This is a genomic window from Mycobacterium sp. DL592 (genome assembly GCF_011694515.1).
Taxonomy (GTDB): domain Bacteria; phylum Actinomycetota; class Actinomycetes; order Mycobacteriales; family Mycobacteriaceae; genus Mycobacterium.
Genome location: NZ_CP050192.1, coordinates 2,886,470 through 2,903,753, shown reverse-complemented (window position 1 = coordinate 2,903,753; position 17,284 = coordinate 2,886,470). Strand labels below are relative to the sequence as shown.

Here is a 17,284-nt window from a genome sequence, read left to right as displayed (position 1 = left end):
GGTCAGCATACGAGCAGGTCCCGGCCCTGGCACGGGATTGGTCTGACCACTTGACGTCTGCCGGATCGAGAGGTCATCATCGCCGCATGGTGCTTCAGCCGGTGCAACGCAAGTCGGTTCCGGAAGAAGTCGTGGAACAGATCATCGCCGACGTGCTCAGCGGTGAGATGCAGCCGGGCGACGTGCTGCCCAGCGAGCGTCACCTGGCCGAACTTCTCGGTGTCTCCCGGCCCGCGGTACGGGAGGCGTTACGCGGCGTGCTGGCCGCCGGGCTGATCGAGGTGCGCCAGGGGGATGCGACCACGGTGCGCGACTTTCGCCGTCACGCCGGGCTGGACCTGCTGCCACGGCTGGTCATCCGCGGTGGCGAGCTCGACGTCGCCGTGGTGCGCAGCATTCTGGAGACCAGGCTGCACAACGGACCCAAGGTCGCGGCGCTGGCCGCCGAACGCCGCCAGCCCGAGCTCATCGATGCGCTGCGAGAGTCGTTGCGTGCCTTGGAGTCTGAAACCGATCCCGTCGGGCGTCAGCGGCTGGCGCTGGCGTTCTGGGATGTCGTCGTCGACGGCGCGGATTCGATCGTGTTCCGGCTGATGTACAACACGCTGCGCGCCACCTATGAGCCCGCGCTGGTTGCGCTCAGTGCGGTTATGGCGGACGAGGTCGGCAGGCCCGCGGCCTACGCTGCGGTGGTCGAGGCCATCGAGGCCGGTGATCCTCAGCGGGCGGCCCGCGCCGCGACGGCCCTGCTGGAACCCGCGACCGCGGCGCTGCTGTCGGTACTCGACGGGCTCGAGCGGTAACGCCGGCGAAATTGGCTCAGCCGTCAATCAATTCGGGTCGCCGTTGACCGCCGCGGTCGTGCCGCGGGGCAGCGGTAGGGTTGACGTACTGCCGAACACGGCGACCACCTCCGACGGCGGAAAGCCATGGTGACCACTCAGTTCTCCCCGCGCACGCCCAAGGCGCTCGAGGACGAGCGGCTCCGCGCCCTGGAGCGCTACGCCATTCTCGACACCCCGGGCGACGACGGCTTCGACCGCATCGCCCGGGTCGCGGCGCGGTGTTTCGGCGTACCGTACGCGGCGATCAGCTTCGTCGACCGGGACCGGATCTGGTTCAAGGCGGTGCACGGTATCAGCGGCATCTCCGAGGTCGACCGCGATGCGGGCCTGTGCCCGATCGTCATCCGGGACAGCCGCACCTACGTCGTCCCCGACACCACCGCGGATCCCTACTCTGCTGAAAACGCCTTGGTGACAGGCGATCTGGGAATCCGGTTCTACGCCGCAGCGCCGGTCACCACCGCCGACGGCCACCACCTGGGCGTCGTCAGCGTGCTGGATACCCGGCCCGGCGAGGTCACCGCCGAACAGGTCGCCATCTTGGAGGACCTGGCGGCGATCGTCATGAACGAACTCGAATTGCGGCTCTCGGCGCTGACCACGGTGCGCGCCGAGCGGGATCTGCGCGACACCGCCCAACGCAACCAGGCCACCGTGGCGGACTACGCCGCGGTGCTGCAACGTTCGCTGCTTCCGCCGGCACTGCCGGTGATCCCGGGCATGTCGATGGCCGCGCACTATCACCCGGCCGCCTCCGGGCAGGTGGGCGGCGACTTCTACGACGTCTTCGGCCTGGACGACAACCGCTGGGCGTTCTTCCTCGGCGACGTCGAGGGTCATGGCGCGCCGGCAGCAGCGGTCACCTCACTGGTTCGCTACACGTTGCGGGCGGCGGCACTACACCACGAAGACCCCACCGACGGCCTCACCGAACTCAACGCCGTTCTGGTCAGCGATCCGAACGAGAAGAAGTTCTGCACAGTGCTGTTCGGCAAGTTGGCGCGCGACGCGGCGAGTGGCGAATTCGGTATCGCCCTGGCAACCGGCGGGCACCTTCCTGCTCTGCTGCTCGACAGCCACAGCGGCTCGGTCCGGCCGGTGCGGTCGTCCGGTGGCATGCTCGTCGGCGCGATCGCCGATGCCACCTTCGAATCCTGCGAGGTGTCACTGTCGGCGGGGCAGACCCTGCTGCTCTATACCGACGGCATCGTCGAGGCCCGCCCCGACGGATCCGCCACGTTCGGCGAACCAGCCCTTCGCCTGTTCCTGTCCGAGCGGGTCGGCATGCCCGCCGCACAACTCATCGCTGAGCTCGCCGAACTGGTCGCCACGCTGCAACCCGACGACGACGTCGCGCTGCTGGCTTTGACCGTCGAAGCCGCAACTGACGCCGATGTACGTTAACCTGGAGGGGTCGCGCCGACCGCTTATCGGGGCGCGGACTAGGCGCCGCAAGCAAATCGGCGCACAACTGTTGTGAGTTCTTGCCAGGTTCAGACGGAAGCCGCCGGCATGACCTAACTCAGAGCGCATCGTTCGGTGCGCGCAAGTGAGGTGTGAATCTTGGACGAACAAGCCACAACCACCACCACGGCCAACACCGGGTGCCTGGTCAGCGAAGAGTGTTTCGGCCGTACGGTCGTAGTCGCGGTCTCCGGCGTCATCGACATGCTGACGGCGCCGCAATTGGAGACCAGCATCAAAACGGCGCTGACGAAAAACCCGTCCGCGGTCATCGTCGACATGAGCGACGTGGAGTTCCTGGCCTCGGCCGGGATGGGCGTCCTGGTCGCCGCGCACGAGCAGGCCGGCCCCGGCGTCGGGTTCGGCGTCGTGGCCAGCGGACCGGCCACCAGCAGGCCGCTGAAGCTGGTCGGCCTGGCCGAGATCATCGGGATGTATCCCACATTGGACGAGGCGCGCGCCGCACTGGGTGAGTAATTACGCGAAGGTGGGTATACGGCATTTGCCATGACGACAACGAGTTACCCATGTCCCGACGGTGACAGGTTCGCAGACGTCGGCGTCCACGCCGATGCACGCAGCGCCGGCCGCGTCCGTGACGCCTTCTCGGTGTGGCTGCGGGCAAACACCAACGTCGATGCGGTCCAGTTCAGTGACATCGTGCTGGCCGTCAACGAAGCGCTGGCCAACGCAGCGGAATTCGCCTACCTGCGCGACAGCGGTGCCGGCGCCATCGACGTCGAGGCGGTGCTCAATCGTGCGGCCGCCACACTCACCGTCACGATCGCCGATCAGGGCTGCTGGCGCGAGCCCGATCCCACGACACAGGGCAGCATCCGCGGCCGCGGCATCCCGTTGATGCGCGCCCTGGCCGACGAGGTGACCATCGACACCTCCGCGCTGGGCACCACGGTGTGCCTGCGGTTCGACAACGTCGCCGCCGCCGCCGTGCGCGCCGACGTCAGCGTCTGAATCAGGCCGGCTCGTACCGCAACATCGTCACCCCGTCATCGGGGTAATCGAAGAACACCGGCGTCAACCGCATCCCCACCGACAACCGCGCCACATCGGCGTTGACGATCTCGGTGGAGAACCGCGGTCCCTCATCCCACTGCACCACCGCCAGAATCTGCGGCAGGTCATCGGCGAAATGTGGGGCCACCGGCCGGTAGGCCACCGTGTAGGTGTATAGCGACGCGGCCCCGCTGATCTCACGCCATTCGAGATCGTCGGCCAGCGTGCCCGGCGCCAGCACCCGCGGATAGAACACGTAACTGTCCGACGACGGCGAGTACTGGATGCGAATCTTGTGCTCGGCCAGCGCATCCCAGAACGGCTGAGCGGTCGGCGTCGGGATGGGCATCGGCTTGGCGAATGCGGCCATGATCAGTCACCCTCCAGTACGAGTGTGGTCTGTTCGGACAGGATGCCGCCGTTTCCGGAGACGAACGCGCGGTTGCAGTCGGCCACCTGGGTGGCCTCCGAGCGGCCCATGATCTGACGGGTCGCATCGCAGACGTGGTGCATGCCGCCGGCGGTCCCGGCCTGGCCGTAGCCGAGCTGGCCGCCGGAGGTGTTCATCGGGAAGTCGCCGCGGAACGTCAGGTCGTGCTCGGTGACGAACTGCAGTCCCTTGCCCTTCTCGCAGAAGCCCGCGTCCTCCAGGCTGAGCAGCGCGGTGATGGTGTAGCAGTCGTAGATCGACACCATGTCCATCTCGGCCGGGGTCAGCCCGGCCATCGAAAACGCTGACGCCGCAGCCTTGATCATCGGGGTCTGCAACAACTCCTGGGCGTAGGTGGGTGTCTTGTAGGGCACCCGCTCGCCGAATCCCTTGACCCACACCGGCCGATTGCGCGCCCGGCGGGCCAGATCGGCGTTGGTGACCACCACAGCGGCGCCGCCCATCACAGGCATCACGATCTCGAGCATGTGCAAGGGTGCGGCGATCACGGGACTGTTGACGACGTCGTCGACGGTGATCGGGGTGTCCCTGAAAATGGCGCCGGGGGTGTGGTTGGCGTTGACCCGCTGATCCACGCTGATCTTGGCGATCGCGCGTTCGTCGTAGCCGTAGGTGGCGGCGTAGAGCGTGGCGACCTGTCCGTACGGGCCGTTCTGCCCGAGGTTTCCGTAGGGGATCTCGAACTCGGCCTGCGGTGAGCCGTACCGATTGCTCGAAGCGCCGAAATACAGCATGTCGCCGAAATCCGGGGGCCGCTTCTCGCTGACCGGCGACAGCGGCGTGCCGGGGATGACGCACAGCACCGCGTTGCACAGTCCGAGTTCGATCGCGGCCGCCGCGCGCCACACCATCGCCACCGCGCTGGCGCCGCCGAGGTCGACCATCTCGGCGAAATTGGCTTTGATACCGAGGTATTCGATCACCGTCGACGGCGCGAAGATCTGCGATTCCTGCAGGTAGGTGGTGCAGATGCCGTCGACGTCGGTGGCCGACAGGCCCGCGTCGGCGAGGGCGGCCGCTGCCAGCCGAGCCCAGTGCTCGAGGCTGAACTCCAGCGGCCCGGTCGGGCGCTTGGTCGACGGCAGCTCGGTGTAGCCGACTATCGCGGCTTCCCCTCGAAGACCCATGGCGGCCCTTTCGTCATTGCCCCAAGAACATTAAGGATGTAATCATATTGACCGTTCTATGAAAATCCGCCCACCCGGAAAGGACCCCGCATTGTGAGCGATGTCTCACCACTGGACGGCAAGGTCGCCGTCGTCACCGGAACCAGCCGAGGAGTCGGGCTGGGCATCGCACACGAACTGCTGCGCGCCGGTGCCACCGTCGTCGGGTGCTCCCGAGGGGCGCTGGACGCCATGCCCGGGGTGGCCGACAACCCCGAGTGGGCGGCCCGGTCCTCGCAGCGGGTCTGCGATCAGGGCGACCACCGCGCCATCGACGAGTTCGTCGCCGGGGTGGTCGCCGACTACGGCCGCATCGACATCCTGGTCAACAACGCCGGCGGCACCGTGCCGACCCCGCATGTCGAGGACGTTCCCGAACTCGTCTCGCGGATCCAGGGCGCCCCGCGTTCTGCCGACGACTTCGAACGCACGATCCTGTTCCACCAGTTCGCCATTCAGATGAATCTGATCAGCCCGCTGTGGTTCGCCATCCGGGTGTATCTGCAGATGCGTGAGCAGGACGGCACCGGCTCGATCGTCAACATCTCCAGCGGTGCCGGACATCCGGCCGGATCGCCGACCTTGGTCTCCTATGGCGCGGCCAAGTCCGGCCTCAACCACATGACGCGGTCGCTGGCCGAGGAATGGGGACCCAAGGTCCGGGTGAACTGCCTGGCGCTGGGCCCGACGATGACCGACAACTTCCAATCCTTCGTGCTGCCCAAGGACGACCCGACGGGGGAGAAGTACTTCCGCGACGTGCCGTTGCACCGCGCCGGCGAGCCGTCCGAAGTGGGACGCGCGGTGGTGTTCCTGTCCAGCGGCACAGCTGATTTCATCAACGGCACGACCATCGAGATGGACGGCGGGATGTTGCCCGGCGTGCTCTACGAGGCCGGCCTCAAGACCATTACGGACCTCCTGTGAAAGACGTCATCCAGTTCTCCACCGGCAACGTGGGCGTCCACGCCCTGAAGATGATCATCGAACGGCCCGACCTGCGGTTGGTGGGTCTGCATGCCCACGGCCCGGACAAGGTCGGGCGCGACGCCGCCGAACTGTGCGGACTCGACGAGCCGACCGGCATCGTGGCCACCGACGACATCGAGGCCCTGGTGGCACTCGACGCCGACTGCGTCGTCTACACCTCCCAGGCCGAGATGCGCCCGCAGCAGGCGATCGAGGAGATCTCCCGGTTTCTGCGCGCCGGCACCAATGTGGTTGGGACGTCAATGGTCTGGCTGGTCGCTCCATATCAGGCCGACGAGTGGATGCGCACCCCACTGGTCAAGGCCTGCGAGGCCGGCGGCACCTCGCTCTACATCAACGGCGTCGACCCCGGCTTCTCCGGCGACAGCCTGGTCTACACGGCGCTGAGCCTGGCCGGCCGGGCCACCTCCGTCACGGTCTCCGAGATCTGCGACTACGGCACCTACGACGACGCCGAATTCACCGGCGTCAGCTTCGGATTCGGCACGACACCGGATCACACCCCGATCATGTTCGCGCCGGGCGTGCTGTCCTCGCTGTGGGGTGGCCAGGTGCGTTCACTGGCTCAGCTGCTCGGTGTCACCCTCGACGAGGTGCGCGAGTGGCACGAAAGCTGGGTGACACCCGAGCAGATCGACTGCACGATGATGGCGGTGCCGCCCGGCCGCGTCGCCGCGGTGCGCTTCGCCGTCGAGGGAATCCGCGACGGCCGGCCGGTCATCACCATGGAGCATGTCAACCGGCTGACCTCCGCGGCCGCGCCGGACTGGCCCACCCCGCCCGACGGGCGACCGGGCGTGCACCGGGTGGTGGTCCGAGGCACCCCAGGGGTGGAGATCAACACCCATCTCGGGCTCGACGGTGTCGACCACAACCAGGGCGGTGTCGTCTCGACCGCGGCGCGCGCCGTCAACGCCATTCACGACGTGTGCGCCGCACCGCCGGGACTGCTTGCCGTCAAGGATCTCCCGACCGCGCACGCCGACAATGTGATGTGGTGACCGCGGTGCCCAAGATCGCGCCCCGGCGCCCACCCGGCGGCAGCCAGGAGCGTGCCGACCGCACACGCGATTTGGTGCTCGACGAAACCGTGCGCTGCGTCATCGAGGAGGGCTTCGCGGCGGCCAGCGCCAAACACATCGCCGAACGCGCCGGGGTGACCTGGGGTGTGGTGCAGTATCACTTCGGCGACCGCGACGGTCTGCTGATGGCCGTCGTGGACCGGGGTCTGGCTCAACTGGTGGACGTGCTGCATGCGTTGCCGGCGTCCACCGAACAGCTCGGCCGCCGGGACCGGGTACGCCGCGTCGTCGACGAGGCTTGGAAGGTGTTCTCCAGTAACACCTCTCGCGCTTCGCTCGAGATCTTGATAGGCACCCGGGCAATGCGCGACAAACGCGCGACGAAGCACCTGGCCCAACTTCAGCAGGCCATCACCGATCTCAGTCACGACCTCGCCGAGGGTCTCGACAGCCCGCAGGCCACCGCGGTCGCCGACCTGATCTGGGCCACGATGCGCGGCCTGGTCGTATCGGAGTTGGTGGCCGGCATACCGATGGACACCAGCCGAGAGCAGCAGGCCCTCGTGGACGTGATCTGCGCCTATCTCGGCGACGGTCAGTGACCGCCTGAAAGCGTCTGAACGGCAGTCACACTCGTGGTGGTCGACACCAGAGCGGCCGGGGGTGGGGTCGGCGACGGAAAGGTCGAGTATGGTCCGTTGCCGGCCATGATCGAGTCGTGCGGCGCACCGCGCGGTTCGTCGGCAAGAGCCGCTGACGTCATCACACCGATTGCCGCAGCGGCTATTACACCACCCACGAAACGGATTCACTTCATCTGAATCTCCCTCGGAGTCAGGCGGAGAACATCTTTCGAGGATAGGCCGGGCGGCGGCCGCCGTGTGACCTGAACACGGATCGGCAGCACCCTCGTCGCAGCCACACAGTGGTCATCCATGTTCAGCGGGCGTTACTGCCGGACACGGCCTTTCTCTCAGCAGGTTCCAAGTGCCCGCGTAGCCAAGGATTCAGCGGGGTTGCAGAATCGGGTCACTATGGCAGTGCCCCACCGACCACGGCGGGCGGCCCAATATCGGCGCGAGCGGAGATTGCGATGACCGACCACAGCAGCACCCGGCGCGGACCGATCACCCGTAACGCCGTCGGGTCTGGTTCGGCAGAGGCGTTCGTGATCGTCGCGATCGCCACGATCCTGCTGACCCGGCTGTACCTGCGGCTCACCGGCTACCCGCAGATCGGCGGCGGCGACCTGCACATCGCACACGCACTGTGGGGCGGTGCCCTGATGATGCTGGCGCTGCTGACCGGGTGGCTGGCGCTGGGGTCGGGCGTGCGCGTGCTGACGGTGGTGATGGGTGGCATCGGGTTCGGCCTGTTCCTCGACGAGGTCGGCAAGTTCGTCACCAAGGACAACGACTACTTCTACGGCCCGGCCGCCGAGATCATGTACGTCCTGGTGTGCCTGATCCTGGTCGGCGCGCGGATCATCCGGGTGATCCGCCCGCTCAGTGCCCACGAATGCCTGGCCTCGGCTGCGGCCATCGCCGCCGACGGGACGGCCCGCGGGCTGGCCGACCACCGCCGCGAGATCGGGCTGCAACTCGTCGAGCAGGCCCGGGCCGGGGGAGCACCCGACGGCGATGTCGAACACGTCCGGGCGCTGCTGCTGTCGGCCGGGCATGCCAGCGACCGGCTCTACCGTCTGCAGCGGTGGGCTCCGCGCTTGATTCCCAACGTGTTTCGCAGCCCCAAGTGGGTGCCATGGGTGGGGTGGCTGCTGGTGGCCGGCTCGATCTTCGGGCTGTTCCTGCACACCCTGGGCATCGTGTTCGGCGACTACTTCTACGAAGAGAAACACGTCAAGATCCAACTGGCGGGCAAGAGCCCGGCCACGATCATCCTGTTGGTGACCGCCGGATTGACGCTGGCGATGGCGCTGCCGGCAATGATCGCCCTGCGGCGCACCACCAAGGTGTGGCCGTTGCGCCTGCTGCGCAGCGCCGCGCTGGTGTTCACCTTCCTGACCGCGCTGGTCGACTTCGCCACCGAGGGCTTCGGGGCGTTGATCAACCTGTCGATCGGCCTGTTCGCCCTGGCGATCCTGTCCTATCAGATCGATGTCGCCACGCGGGACACGTCAACCGGCGACCACTCAGACCACTGACAGATACCGCTTGGTGATCACCCGCTGGACGATCGACGCCACCGGCGCCCCGATCTGGCTCCACCACGTCGCGGGCCGGGAGAACGCCACCACTTCGGCGTGCACCGAATCGTCGGCCGGTTCGTATCGCACGCCGAACATCTCCTCACCCGCCACGGCGTGACCGGGCAGACTCCCGTAGGCGAAGCCGCGGCGGTTGTGCTCGTCGACGACGTAGACCACCCGGCACGGCGCCACGAACGGACCCAGCTTGCCCAGCACGTCGGTCCCGACCTCGGCCACCTCGGTGGTCGCGGCGACGCGCAGCCCAGCCCCGCGCAGCATCCCGTAGCGCATGACCGCAGCGGCAGCCTGCTCGAACCGGTCTCGGCCGCGCCCGATCCGCGAGGACAGCCTGACGTGGTGATAAGCCGGGGGAAGCTGGCCCGCGGTCGCCCCCACTTCGGCGTACGTCAACGGCTGTCCGGCCAGGTCGCTGAGCTTCACCCGATCCACCATGCCATCGGCACACGTACCGTCGTAGTCAGGGCCGCTCACCAGGCGGCATACGGTAACCAGGTGGCAGACGATATGACCGTGATGGGCGCGACCCACCCCGGCGGCGGGTTCAACCCGCCCGTACCCACCGCCAAAGGCGGGCCGGACTACGGGCGGTTCATCGATGCGGTCCGCGATCTGCAGGACCACGCCCGTGCCGCCGACGCCCCCGACGACGTCGTCACCCGCGCCGCAGACCTGCTCGAGCAGGCCTCCGGGCTGCTGGCTCCCTTCGATGTCGACGAGTGGACCACGCCGTCGGGCCGGCGCAACGATCTGCCGATGCGCGGCAACATCCTGAGCATCCCCAACGAGGTGGAGCCCGGCGAGGATGGCCGGCTGCGCGGCTGGGCCCGCTTCCGCCGATTCCATCTCGGCCGCAACGGCGCGGTGCACGGCGGCATCATCGCCCACCTCTTCGACGGCGTGCTGGGCAAGACGTCGTTCCTGCTGACCGGCGGGCCCTATCAGCGCACCGCCTACCTGCACGTCAACTACCGCAAGATCGTGCCCATCGAGAAGGAACTGCAGGTCGACGCCGGGGTGCTGCGCCAAGAGGGACGCAAGATCTTCGTCGACATCCGGCTGTCCGACGGCGACACCGTCCTGGCCGACGGGGAAGGACTGTTCGTGCTGCTGAAACCGGGACAGCCGTGAAGAACTGGCGGCGCCGGGCTAGGGGAACCGCCCGGCCGCAGGCGAGGGGGAGAGCGAAGCGACCCGGGGATTGGCTGCGCGCGTGGGCGCGCCAACGTGACCGGCTGCGGGACCGTCCGCTCGCCGACTTCGTCTACCGCGTCGCGGTCGCGGTGGTCGGGGTGACCGTGCTGCTGGTCGGGATCGTCGCGATCCCGTACCCCGGCCCCGGCTGGGCCATCCTGTTCGTCGGCCTGGCCATCCTGGCCACCGAGTTCTACTGGGCGCACCGCACCCTGACGTTCACCCGGGGCCACTACAGCACTGCGATGGCCTGGTTCAAGCGGCAGGGCTGGTGGGTACAGGCGCTCGGCGCGGTGTTCACCGCCGCCGTCGTGGTGGCCACACTGTGGCTGGTCGGCGCGGTGGGCTGGACGGCCGGCCTGTTCGGACTGGATCACCCGGCCTTGGAGAGCCCCATCGGCCTCGGAGCCTGACGCTCGCCCCGATAGCATGGTCGCGACCGGCCGCGAGCCTTCGTGGCGGTCATCCCTGTCCCCGTCACCCGAAAGAGCATCCGTGATGAGCGCCCCCGCGACCACCGCCCCAGCAGCCCCCATCAGGGTCCCTGCCGGGACTACCGCGGGCGCTGCCGTGCGCGACGCCGGCCTGCCCAGCCGCGGGGAAGCCGACGCCATCGTGGTGGTGCGTGACGCCGACGGCAAGCTGCGCGACCTGAGCTGGGCGCCGGACGCCGACGCCGACGTGGTGCCGGTGGCCGCCGACACCGAGGACGGGCGCAGCGTCATCCGGCACTCGGCCGCCCACGTTCTGGCCCAGGCGGTGCAGGAGCTGTTCCCGCAAGCCAAGCTCGGCATCGGCCCGCCGATCACCGACGGCTTCTATTACGACTTCGACGTGCCCGAGGCGTTCACCCCCGAAGATCTCGAGAAGCTCGAGAAGCGGATGCGCGCCATCGTCAAAGAGGGCCAGCTGTTCGCCCGGCGGGTCTACGAATCCAAGGACCAGGCCCGCGCCGAGCTGGCCGGCGAGCCCTACAAGCTTGAACTGGTCGACGACAAGTCCGGTGACGCCGACATCATGGAGGTCGGTGGCGACGAGCTGACCGCCTATGACAACCTCAATCCCCGTACCCGGGAACGGGTTTGGGGTGACCTGTGCCGCGGCCCGCACATCCCGACCACCAAGTACATCCCGGCGTTCAAGCTCACCAGGAGCTCGGCGGCGTACTGGCGCGGCGACCAGAACAACGCCAGCCTGCAACGCATCTACGGCACAGCGTGGGAGTCCCAGGAAGCCCTGGACCGTCACCTCGAGCTGCTCGAGGAGGCCCAGCGCCGCGATCACCGCAAGCTCGGCGTCGAGCTCGACTTGTTCAGCTTCCCCGACGAATTGGGCTCGGGCCTGCCGGTGTTCCACCCCAAGGGCGGCATCGTGCGCCGCGAGCTGGAGGAGTATTCGCGGCGTAAGCACATCGAGGCCGGCTACGAGTTCGTCAACACCCCGCACATCACCAAAGAGCAGCTCTACATCACCTCCGGTCACCTGGAGTGGTACGCCGACGGCATGTTCCCGCCGATGCACATCGACGCGGAGTTCGACGAGAACGGCGTCCTGCGCAAGCCAGGGCAGGACTACTACCTCAAGCCGATGAACTGCCCGATGCACCATCTGATCTTCCGGTCGCGTGGGCGGTCGTATCGCGAACTTCCGTTGCGGCTCTTCGAGTTCGGCACCGTCTACCGCTACGAGAAGTCCGGTGTCATCCACGGCCTGACGCGGGTGCGCGGGATGACCCAGGACGATTCGCACATCTACTGCACCCGTGAGCAGATGCGTGACGAACTGGCCTCGCTGCTGCGGTTCGTTCTCGACCTGCTCGCCGACTACGGCCTGTCGGACTTCTATCTGGAGCTGTCCACCAAGGACCCGAACAAGTACGTCGGCTCCGACGAGGTGTGGGAGGAAGCCACCGAGACGTTGCGCGAGGTCGCCGAATCCTCGGGCCTGGAGCTGGTTCCCGATCCCGGCGGCGCGGCGTTCTACGGGCCGAAGATCTCGGTGCAGGTGCGCGACGCGCTGGGCCGCAGCTGGCAGATGTCGACCATCCAGCTCGACTTCAACATGCCCGAGCGTTTCGAGCTGGAGTACACCGCCGCCGACGGCACCCGCCAGCGGCCGGTGTTGATCCACCGCGCGCTGTTCGGGTCGATCGAGCGGTTCTTCGGCATCCTCACCGAGCATTACGCCGGCGCGTTCCCGGCGTGGCTGGCCCCGGTTCAGGTGGTGGGCATCCCCGTCTCCGACGACCACGTGGCCTACCTGCGCGACGTCGCCGCCGAATTGCGCTCGCACGGTGTGCGGGTGGAGGTCGATGCCAGCGACGACCGGATGGCCAAGAAGATCGTCAACCACACCAACCAGAGGGTGCCGTTCATGGTGCTCGCGGGTGACCGCGACGTGGAGGCCGGTGCGGTCAGCTTCCGGTTCGGTGACCGCACCCAGATCAACGGTGTGCCCCGTCAGCAAGCAGTGGCGTCAATCCTGAAGTGGATCGCCGACCGCGAAAATGCCGTGCCCACAGCCGAACTGGTGAAGGTTGACAGTGACTGAAGACCGCGAGGCGATCACCGATCGGGGAGTGGGGGAGCCTGACCGGCTCCAGCGGTTGTGGACCCCGCACCGGATGAGCTACATCGTCGAGGTGCCCGCGCAGAAGAAGTCTGCCGAGCCCGCACGGCCGTTCACCCACATTCCCACGCTGCCCGACGAGGAAGGCCTGGTGGTGGCCCGCGGCGAACAGGTGTACGCGGTGCTCAATCTCTACCCGTACAACCCCGGCCACCTGATGGTGGTGCCGTATCGTCGGGTCTCCGAGCTCGAGGACCTCACCAGTGAGGAGAGCGCTGAGCTGATGGCGTTCACTCAGAAGGCAATTCGCGTCATGAAGGCCGTCTCCAACCCGGACGGCTTCAACGTGGGGCTCAACCTCGGCAAGTCGGCGGGCGGTTCGCTGGCCGAGCATCTGCACATGCACGTCGTACCGCGGTGGTCGGGTGACGCCAACTTCATCACGATCGTGGGTGAGACCAAGGTCATTCCGCAGTTGCTACGCGACACCCGCGCGCTGCTCGCCTCCGAATGGGCCAACCTGCCGTGAGCGACTTCTACCTGATGACCCGCGCGGCGTACACCAAACTCAGTACGCCGGTTGCCAAGGCGGCCCTCAAGATTGGGCTGACCCCCGACATCGTCACCATCGTCGGCACCGCCGGCTCGGTGCTGGCGTCCTTGACGCTGTTTCCCATCGGGGTGCTGTGGTGGGGTTCGGTGGCGGTGTTCTTCTTCGTACTGGCCGACATGCTCGACGGTGCGATGGCACGCCAGCGCGGCGGCGGCACCCGGTTCGGCGCGGTGCTCGACGCCACCTGCGACCGGATCAGCGACGGCGCGGTGTTCTGCGGGCTGCTGTGGTGGGCGGCGTTCGGCCTGCACAGCTCGTCACTGATGGTGGCTACCCTGATCTGCCTGGTGACCTCGCAGGTGATCTCCTACGTCAAGGCCCGCGCCGAGGCCAGCGGCCTGGAAGGCGGCGGGGGCCTCATCGAACGCCCCGAACGTCTGGTCATCGTGCTGCTCGGCGCCGGCCTTTCGGACTTCCCGGTGTTCGGCGTGCCGATCCTGCTGCCCACCGCGATGTGGCTGCTCGCGGTCGCCAGCCTGGTGACGGTGGGCCAGCGGGTGCATTCGGTGCGTAGCTCGCCGGGGGCGATGGACAAGATCGAACCGGCCACGCCCGAGTCCGGGAGTCCCGAGCAGTGATCGCGACTCCGTCGGGGCTGTGGACAGCCGGGCGTAACCGGCTGCCCTCAGGCGACAACCTGGCCGACTGGGGATACGCCGCGGGCTGGCGGCTGGTCAGAACGATGCCGGAGTTCTTTGCACGCAATGCTTTTGGCGCCGGCGCCCGGTATGCGGCGCTCGGCGGCGGCCCCGAGCAGCTCCGCAAGAACCTGGCCCGGGTGATCGGCACCACGCCCGCCGAGGTGCCCGACGAGCTGATCCGTGCTTCGCTGGCCTCGTACGCCCGGTACTGGCGGGAGGCATTCCGGTTGCCGACGATGGATCTCGACGCCCTTGCGCGCCGGCTCGATGCCGTCGTGGTGGGCGCCGAACACGTCGACGCCGGCTATGCGGCCGGCCACGGCGTGATCCTGGCGCTCCCGCACAGCGGCAACTGGGACATGGCGGGGGTGTGGCTGGTGCATCACAGCGGCACGTTCACCACGGTGGCCGAGCGGCTTCAACCGGAGTCCCTCTACCGTCGCTTCCTCGACTATCGGGAGAGCCTGGGCTTCGAGGTGCTCCCGCTCAACGGCGGCGAGCGCCCGCCGATGGAGGTGCTCGCCGAGCGGCTGGAGGCCAACCGCGCGGTGTGCCTGATGGCCGAACGCGACCTGACCCGATCCGGTATCGAGGTGAACCTGCTCGGTGAACCCACTCGGATGCCGGGCGGCCCGGCGAAGCTGGCCGTCAAGACCGGCGCCGCGCTGCTGCCGGCTCACGTCTACTACCAGGGCGAGGACTGCGTCGTGCAGATCGGCCCGCCACTGGACTGCTCGAGCGCGGACGTCGGTGTGATCACCCAGGCGCTGGCCGACGAGTTCGGCAGGAACATCGCCGCCCACCCCGAGGACTGGCACATGTTGCAGCCGCAGTGGCTCGCCGACCTGTCCGAGGAGAGGCGCGCCCGAATACGGGGCGACGGTCCCAGCTGATGCGCATCGGCATGGTCTGCCCGTACTCGTTCGACGTTCCCGGCGGGGTGCAGTCGCACGTACTGCAGCTTGCCGAGGTGATGCGTCAACGCGGGCACTATGTCAGCGTGCTGGCGCCGGCGTCGGCCGACGTCGAGTTGCCCGACTACGTGGTGTCCGGCGGCAAGGCGGTCCCCATCCCGTACAACGGGTCGGTGGCACGGCTCCGGTTCGGCCCGGCGACCCACCGCAAGGTCAAGAAGTGGCTCATCGAGGGTGAGTTCGACGTCCTGCACCTGCACGAGCCCAACGCGCCGAGCTTGTCGATGCTGGCCCTGCAGGCCGCCGAGGGCCCGATCGTCGCGACCTTTCACACCTCGACCACAAGGTCGTTGACGCTCAGCGTCTTTCAAGGATTTCTGCGGCCGTACCACGAGAAGATCGTCGGGCGTATCGCGGTGTCCGATCTCGCCAGGCGCTGGCAGATGGAGGCGCTGGGCTCCGATGCCGTCGAGATCCCCAACGGGGTGGACGTGGCGTCGTTCGCCGAGGCGCCCCGGCTCGACGGCTACCCGAGGCCGGGAAAGTCGGTGCTGTTCCTGGGCCGCTACGACGAACCCCGCAAGGGGATGGCGGTGCTGCTGGGTGCGCTGCCTGCCCTGGTGGCGCGCTTCGCCGACATCGAGGTCCTCGTCGTCGGCCGCGGCGACGAGGAGGAACTGCGCGAGAAAGCCGGACCGCTGGCCGGCCATCTGCGTTTCCTGGGTCAGGTCGATGACGCCACCAAAGCCTCGGCGATGCGCAGCGCCGATGTGTACTGCGCCCCCAACACCGGCGGTGAGAGCTTCGGCATCGTTTTGGTCGAGGCGATGGCGGCCGGAACGCCGGTCGTGGCCAGCGATCTCGACGCGTTCCGCCGGGTTCTGGTCGACGGCAAGGCCGGCCGGCTGGTCCGCGTCGAGGATTCCGACGCGCTGGCCGACGGTCTGATCGCCGTCCTCGCCGACGACACGATCCGCGGCGGCTACGTCAAGGCGGCCAGGACCGCCGTGCGCCGCTACGACTGGCCGGTGGTGGCCGACGAGATCATGAGGGTCTACGAGACGGTCGCCGGTGCGGGGGCGAAGGTGACGGTGGCCGGCTCGGCGGGCAGGAGCGAAGCGACTCGGGGATCGATCCAATGAACGGCCCGCTGTACTGGTCGCTGACGGCGGTCCTGGTGTTCGTGCTGGTGTTCAGCGCGGTCTGGGCTTACCAGACCGCCAACCGGCTCGACCGGCTGCACGTGCGCTACGACCTGTCCTGGCAGGCGCTCGACGCGGCGCTGGGCCGCCGCGCGGTGGTGGCGCGCGCCGTGGCCGCCGACGCCTACAACCACCGCCCCGAGGGCCGGCGACTGGCCGCGCTGGCTGATGCGGCCGAACGTGCGCCGCGAACCGGGCGGGAGGCCGCCGAGAACGAACTGTCCACGGCGCTGGCGATGGTCGACCCGTCGGCGATACCGGTGGCGCTGGTCGCCGAGCTCGCCGACGCCGAGGCACGGGTGCTGCTGGCCCGCCGCTTCCATAACGACGCGGTCCGCGACACGCTGGCGCTGCGGGAGCGACGCCCGGTGCGCTGGCTGCGTCTGGGCGGAACCGCGCCGCTACCAAGTTATTTCGAGATCGCCGAGCGGGCGGCTCCCGGGCCGGCCGCCGAGGCGGGCGTGGTGGACCGGCGCACGTCGGCGCGGGTGGTCCTGCTCGACGATGACGGCGCGGTGCTGTTGTTCTGTGGGTCGGATCCGGCGGTCACCGCCACCACCGCACCGCGGTGGTGGTTCACCGTCGGCGGCGAGGCGCATCCCGGCGAGCGGCTGGTTGACGCGGCGGTGCGGGAGATCGCCGAGGAGACCGGTCTGTGTGTGGACCCGGCCGCGATGGTGGGCCCGCTGTGGCGGCGGGAGTCGGTGATCGATTTCAACGGCACTGTCGTCCAGAGCCAGGAGTTCTATTTCGTGCATCGGACCCGGCGGTTCGAGCCGGTGGCCACCGGACGCACGGAACTGGAGCTGCGCTACATCCACGGTCACCGCTGGTGTGATGCGGCCACCATCGACGAGCTCGCCGCAGGCGGGCAGACGGTCTACCCGCTGCAGCTCGGCGAGCTGCTGGCCGAGGCCGGCGCGGTGGCCGACGGCGGAGCCGGGCGCGCCGAGCTGCACCCCATCCGCTGAGG

19 protein-coding genes are annotated in these 17,284 nt (G+C 68.2%); 16 read left to right on the top strand and 3 right to left on the bottom strand.

Annotation, left to right across the window (positions count from 1 at the left end; all coding sequences use genetic code 11):
* The first annotated feature begins 86 nt into the window (after positions 1–86).
* The 4 genes from HBE64_RS13950 to HBE64_RS13935 all read left to right on the top strand — a co-directional run bounded on the left by HBE64_RS13950 (position 87) and on the right by HBE64_RS13935 (position 3,281).
* Positions 87–803: a FadR/GntR family transcriptional regulator gene (locus tag HBE64_RS13950; RefSeq protein WP_167103078.1), complete on the top strand. Its 717-nt coding sequence runs from the start codon at positions 87–89 to the stop codon at positions 801–803.
* 126 nt (positions 804–929) lie between these two features.
* Positions 930–2,249 (top strand): PP2C family protein-serine/threonine phosphatase, encoded by a 1,320-nt coding sequence (locus HBE64_RS13945; RefSeq protein ID WP_167103075.1) that lies wholly within the window; start codon positions 930–932, stop codon positions 2,247–2,249.
* Positions 2,250–2,408: 159 nt separating this feature from the next.
* On the top strand, positions 2,409–2,786 hold the full coding sequence (locus tag HBE64_RS13940) for an STAS domain-containing protein (protein ID WP_167103072.1): 378 nt from the start codon (positions 2,409–2,411) through the stop codon (positions 2,784–2,786).
* A 30-nt stretch (positions 2,787–2,816) separates the two neighbouring features.
* The gene (locus tag HBE64_RS13935) at positions 2,817–3,281 is read left to right on the top strand and encodes an ATP-binding protein (protein ID WP_167103069.1); all 465 of its coding nucleotides are present in this window, start codon (positions 2,817–2,819) and stop codon (positions 3,279–3,281) included.
* A gap of 1 nt (position 3,282) precedes the next feature.
* Here the strand turns inward: HBE64_RS13935 and HBE64_RS13930 are convergent, their stop codons facing one another.
* Positions 3,283–3,693, bottom strand: coding sequence for a Zn-ribbon domain-containing OB-fold protein (locus tag HBE64_RS13930; RefSeq protein ID WP_167103067.1), 411 nt, complete (start codon positions 3,691–3,693; stop codon positions 3,283–3,285).
* A 2-nt stretch (positions 3,694–3,695) separates the two neighbouring features.
* Positions 3,696–4,901 (bottom strand): thiolase family protein, encoded by a 1,206-nt coding sequence (locus tag HBE64_RS13925; RefSeq protein ID WP_167103064.1) that lies wholly within the window; start codon positions 4,899–4,901, stop codon positions 3,696–3,698.
* Positions 4,902–4,994: 93 nt separating this feature from the next.
* On the opposite strand from HBE64_RS13925, the gene HBE64_RS13920 reads away from it, so the two are divergent.
* The 4 genes from HBE64_RS13920 to HBE64_RS13905 all read left to right on the top strand — a co-directional run bounded on the left by HBE64_RS13920 (position 4,995) and on the right by HBE64_RS13905 (position 9,116).
* Positions 4,995–5,867, top strand: coding sequence for an SDR family NAD(P)-dependent oxidoreductase (locus HBE64_RS13920; RefSeq protein ID WP_167103060.1), 873 nt, complete (start codon positions 4,995–4,997; stop codon positions 5,865–5,867).
* On the top strand, positions 5,864–6,931 hold the full coding sequence (locus tag HBE64_RS13915) for a dihydrodipicolinate reductase (RefSeq protein WP_167103057.1): 1,068 nt from the start codon (positions 5,864–5,866) through the stop codon (positions 6,929–6,931). Before HBE64_RS13920 ends, HBE64_RS13915 begins: the two co-directional genes overlap by 4 nt.
* Positions 6,928–7,554 carry a TetR/AcrR family transcriptional regulator gene (locus HBE64_RS13910; protein ID WP_243841320.1) on the top strand — a complete coding sequence of 209 codons (627 nt, stop codon included), beginning with the start codon at positions 6,928–6,930 and terminating at the stop codon, positions 7,552–7,554. Before HBE64_RS13915 ends, HBE64_RS13910 begins: the two co-directional genes overlap by 4 nt.
* Before the next feature lie 491 nt (positions 7,555–8,045).
* Positions 8,046–9,116: a hypothetical protein gene (locus HBE64_RS13905; protein ID WP_167103054.1), complete on the top strand. Its 1,071-nt coding sequence runs from the start codon at positions 8,046–8,048 to the stop codon at positions 9,114–9,116.
* Here HBE64_RS13905 and HBE64_RS13900 read toward each other — a convergent pair.
* Positions 9,105–9,602 (bottom strand): DUF1990 domain-containing protein, encoded by a 498-nt coding sequence (locus tag HBE64_RS13900; RefSeq protein WP_167109181.1) that lies wholly within the window; start codon positions 9,600–9,602, stop codon positions 9,105–9,107. The two genes, HBE64_RS13905 and HBE64_RS13900, sit on opposite strands and share 12 nt — an antisense overlap.
* Positions 9,603–9,695: 93 nt before the next feature.
* On the opposite strand from HBE64_RS13900, the gene HBE64_RS13895 reads away from it, so the two are divergent.
* The 8 genes from HBE64_RS13895 (at position 9,696) to HBE64_RS13860 (ending at position 17,282) form a co-directional block, all read left to right on the top strand.
* Positions 9,696–10,310: a PaaI family thioesterase gene (locus HBE64_RS13895; protein ID WP_167109178.1), complete on the top strand. Its 615-nt coding sequence runs from the start codon at positions 9,696–9,698 to the stop codon at positions 10,308–10,310.
* Positions 10,311–10,384: 74 nt separating this feature from the next.
* Positions 10,385–10,786, top strand: a complete 402-nt coding sequence (locus HBE64_RS13890) for a TIGR02611 family protein (protein WP_208300690.1) — start codon at positions 10,385–10,387, stop codon at positions 10,784–10,786.
* 85 nt (positions 10,787–10,871) lie between these two features.
* Positions 10,872–12,923 (top strand): threonine--tRNA ligase, encoded by a 2,052-nt coding sequence (thrS, locus tag HBE64_RS13885; RefSeq protein WP_167103048.1) that lies wholly within the window; start codon positions 10,872–10,874, stop codon positions 12,921–12,923.
* Positions 12,916–13,470, top strand: coding sequence for an HIT domain-containing protein (locus HBE64_RS13880; RefSeq protein WP_371743987.1), 555 nt, complete (start codon positions 12,916–12,918; stop codon positions 13,468–13,470). Before thrS ends, HBE64_RS13880 begins: the two co-directional genes overlap by 8 nt.
* A complete protein-coding gene (pgsA, locus tag HBE64_RS13875) occupies positions 13,467–14,132 on the top strand; it encodes a phosphatidylinositol phosphate synthase (protein WP_167103045.1) in 666 nt (221 codons plus the stop codon). Before HBE64_RS13880 ends, pgsA begins: the two co-directional genes overlap by 4 nt.
* A gap of 17 nt (positions 14,133–14,149) precedes the next feature.
* Entirely contained in the window at positions 14,150–15,088 is a 939-nt protein-coding gene (locus HBE64_RS13870) for a phosphatidylinositol mannoside acyltransferase (RefSeq protein ID WP_243841654.1), read from the top strand.
* On the top strand, positions 15,088–16,251 hold the full coding sequence (locus HBE64_RS13865; RefSeq protein WP_167103039.1) for a glycosyltransferase family 4 protein: 1,164 nt from the start codon (positions 15,088–15,090) through the stop codon (positions 16,249–16,251). Before HBE64_RS13870 ends, HBE64_RS13865 begins: the two co-directional genes overlap by 1 nt.
* Positions 16,248–17,282 carry an NUDIX domain-containing protein gene (locus HBE64_RS13860; RefSeq protein WP_167103036.1) on the top strand — a complete coding sequence of 345 codons (1,035 nt, stop codon included), beginning with the start codon at positions 16,248–16,250 and terminating at the stop codon, positions 17,280–17,282. The genes HBE64_RS13865 and HBE64_RS13860 overlap by 4 nt, the downstream gene beginning before the upstream one ends.
* Positions 17,283–17,284: the final 2 nt, after the last annotated feature.

Coding starts and splice junctions, on each gene's coding strand:
- HBE64_RS13950 (WP_167103078.1), top strand. CDS start 87: ATGGTGCTTCAGCCGGTGCAACGCAAGTCGGTTCCGGAAGAAGTCGTG.
- HBE64_RS13945 (WP_167103075.1), top strand. CDS start 930: ATGGTGACCACTCAGTTCTCCCCGCGCACGCCCAAGGCGCTCGAGGAC.
- HBE64_RS13935 (WP_167103069.1), top strand. CDS start 2,817: ATGACGACAACGAGTTACCCATGTCCCGACGGTGACAGGTTCGCAGAC.
- HBE64_RS13930 (WP_167103067.1), bottom strand. CDS start 3,693: ATGGCCGCATTCGCCAAGCCGATGCCCATCCCGACGCCGACCGCTCAG.
- HBE64_RS13925 (WP_167103064.1), bottom strand. CDS start 4,901: ATGGGTCTTCGAGGGGAAGCCGCGATAGTCGGCTACACCGAGCTGCCG.
- HBE64_RS13905 (WP_167103054.1), top strand. CDS start 8,046: ATGACCGACCACAGCAGCACCCGGCGCGGACCGATCACCCGTAACGCC.
- HBE64_RS13895 (WP_167109178.1), top strand. CDS start 9,696: ATGGGCGCGACCCACCCCGGCGGCGGGTTCAACCCGCCCGTACCCACC.
- thrS (WP_167103048.1), top strand. CDS start 10,872: ATGAGCGCCCCCGCGACCACCGCCCCAGCAGCCCCCATCAGGGTCCCT.
- HBE64_RS13865 (WP_167103039.1), top strand. CDS start 15,088: ATGCGCATCGGCATGGTCTGCCCGTACTCGTTCGACGTTCCCGGCGGG.
- HBE64_RS13860 (WP_167103036.1), top strand. CDS start 16,248: ATGAACGGCCCGCTGTACTGGTCGCTGACGGCGGTCCTGGTGTTCGTG.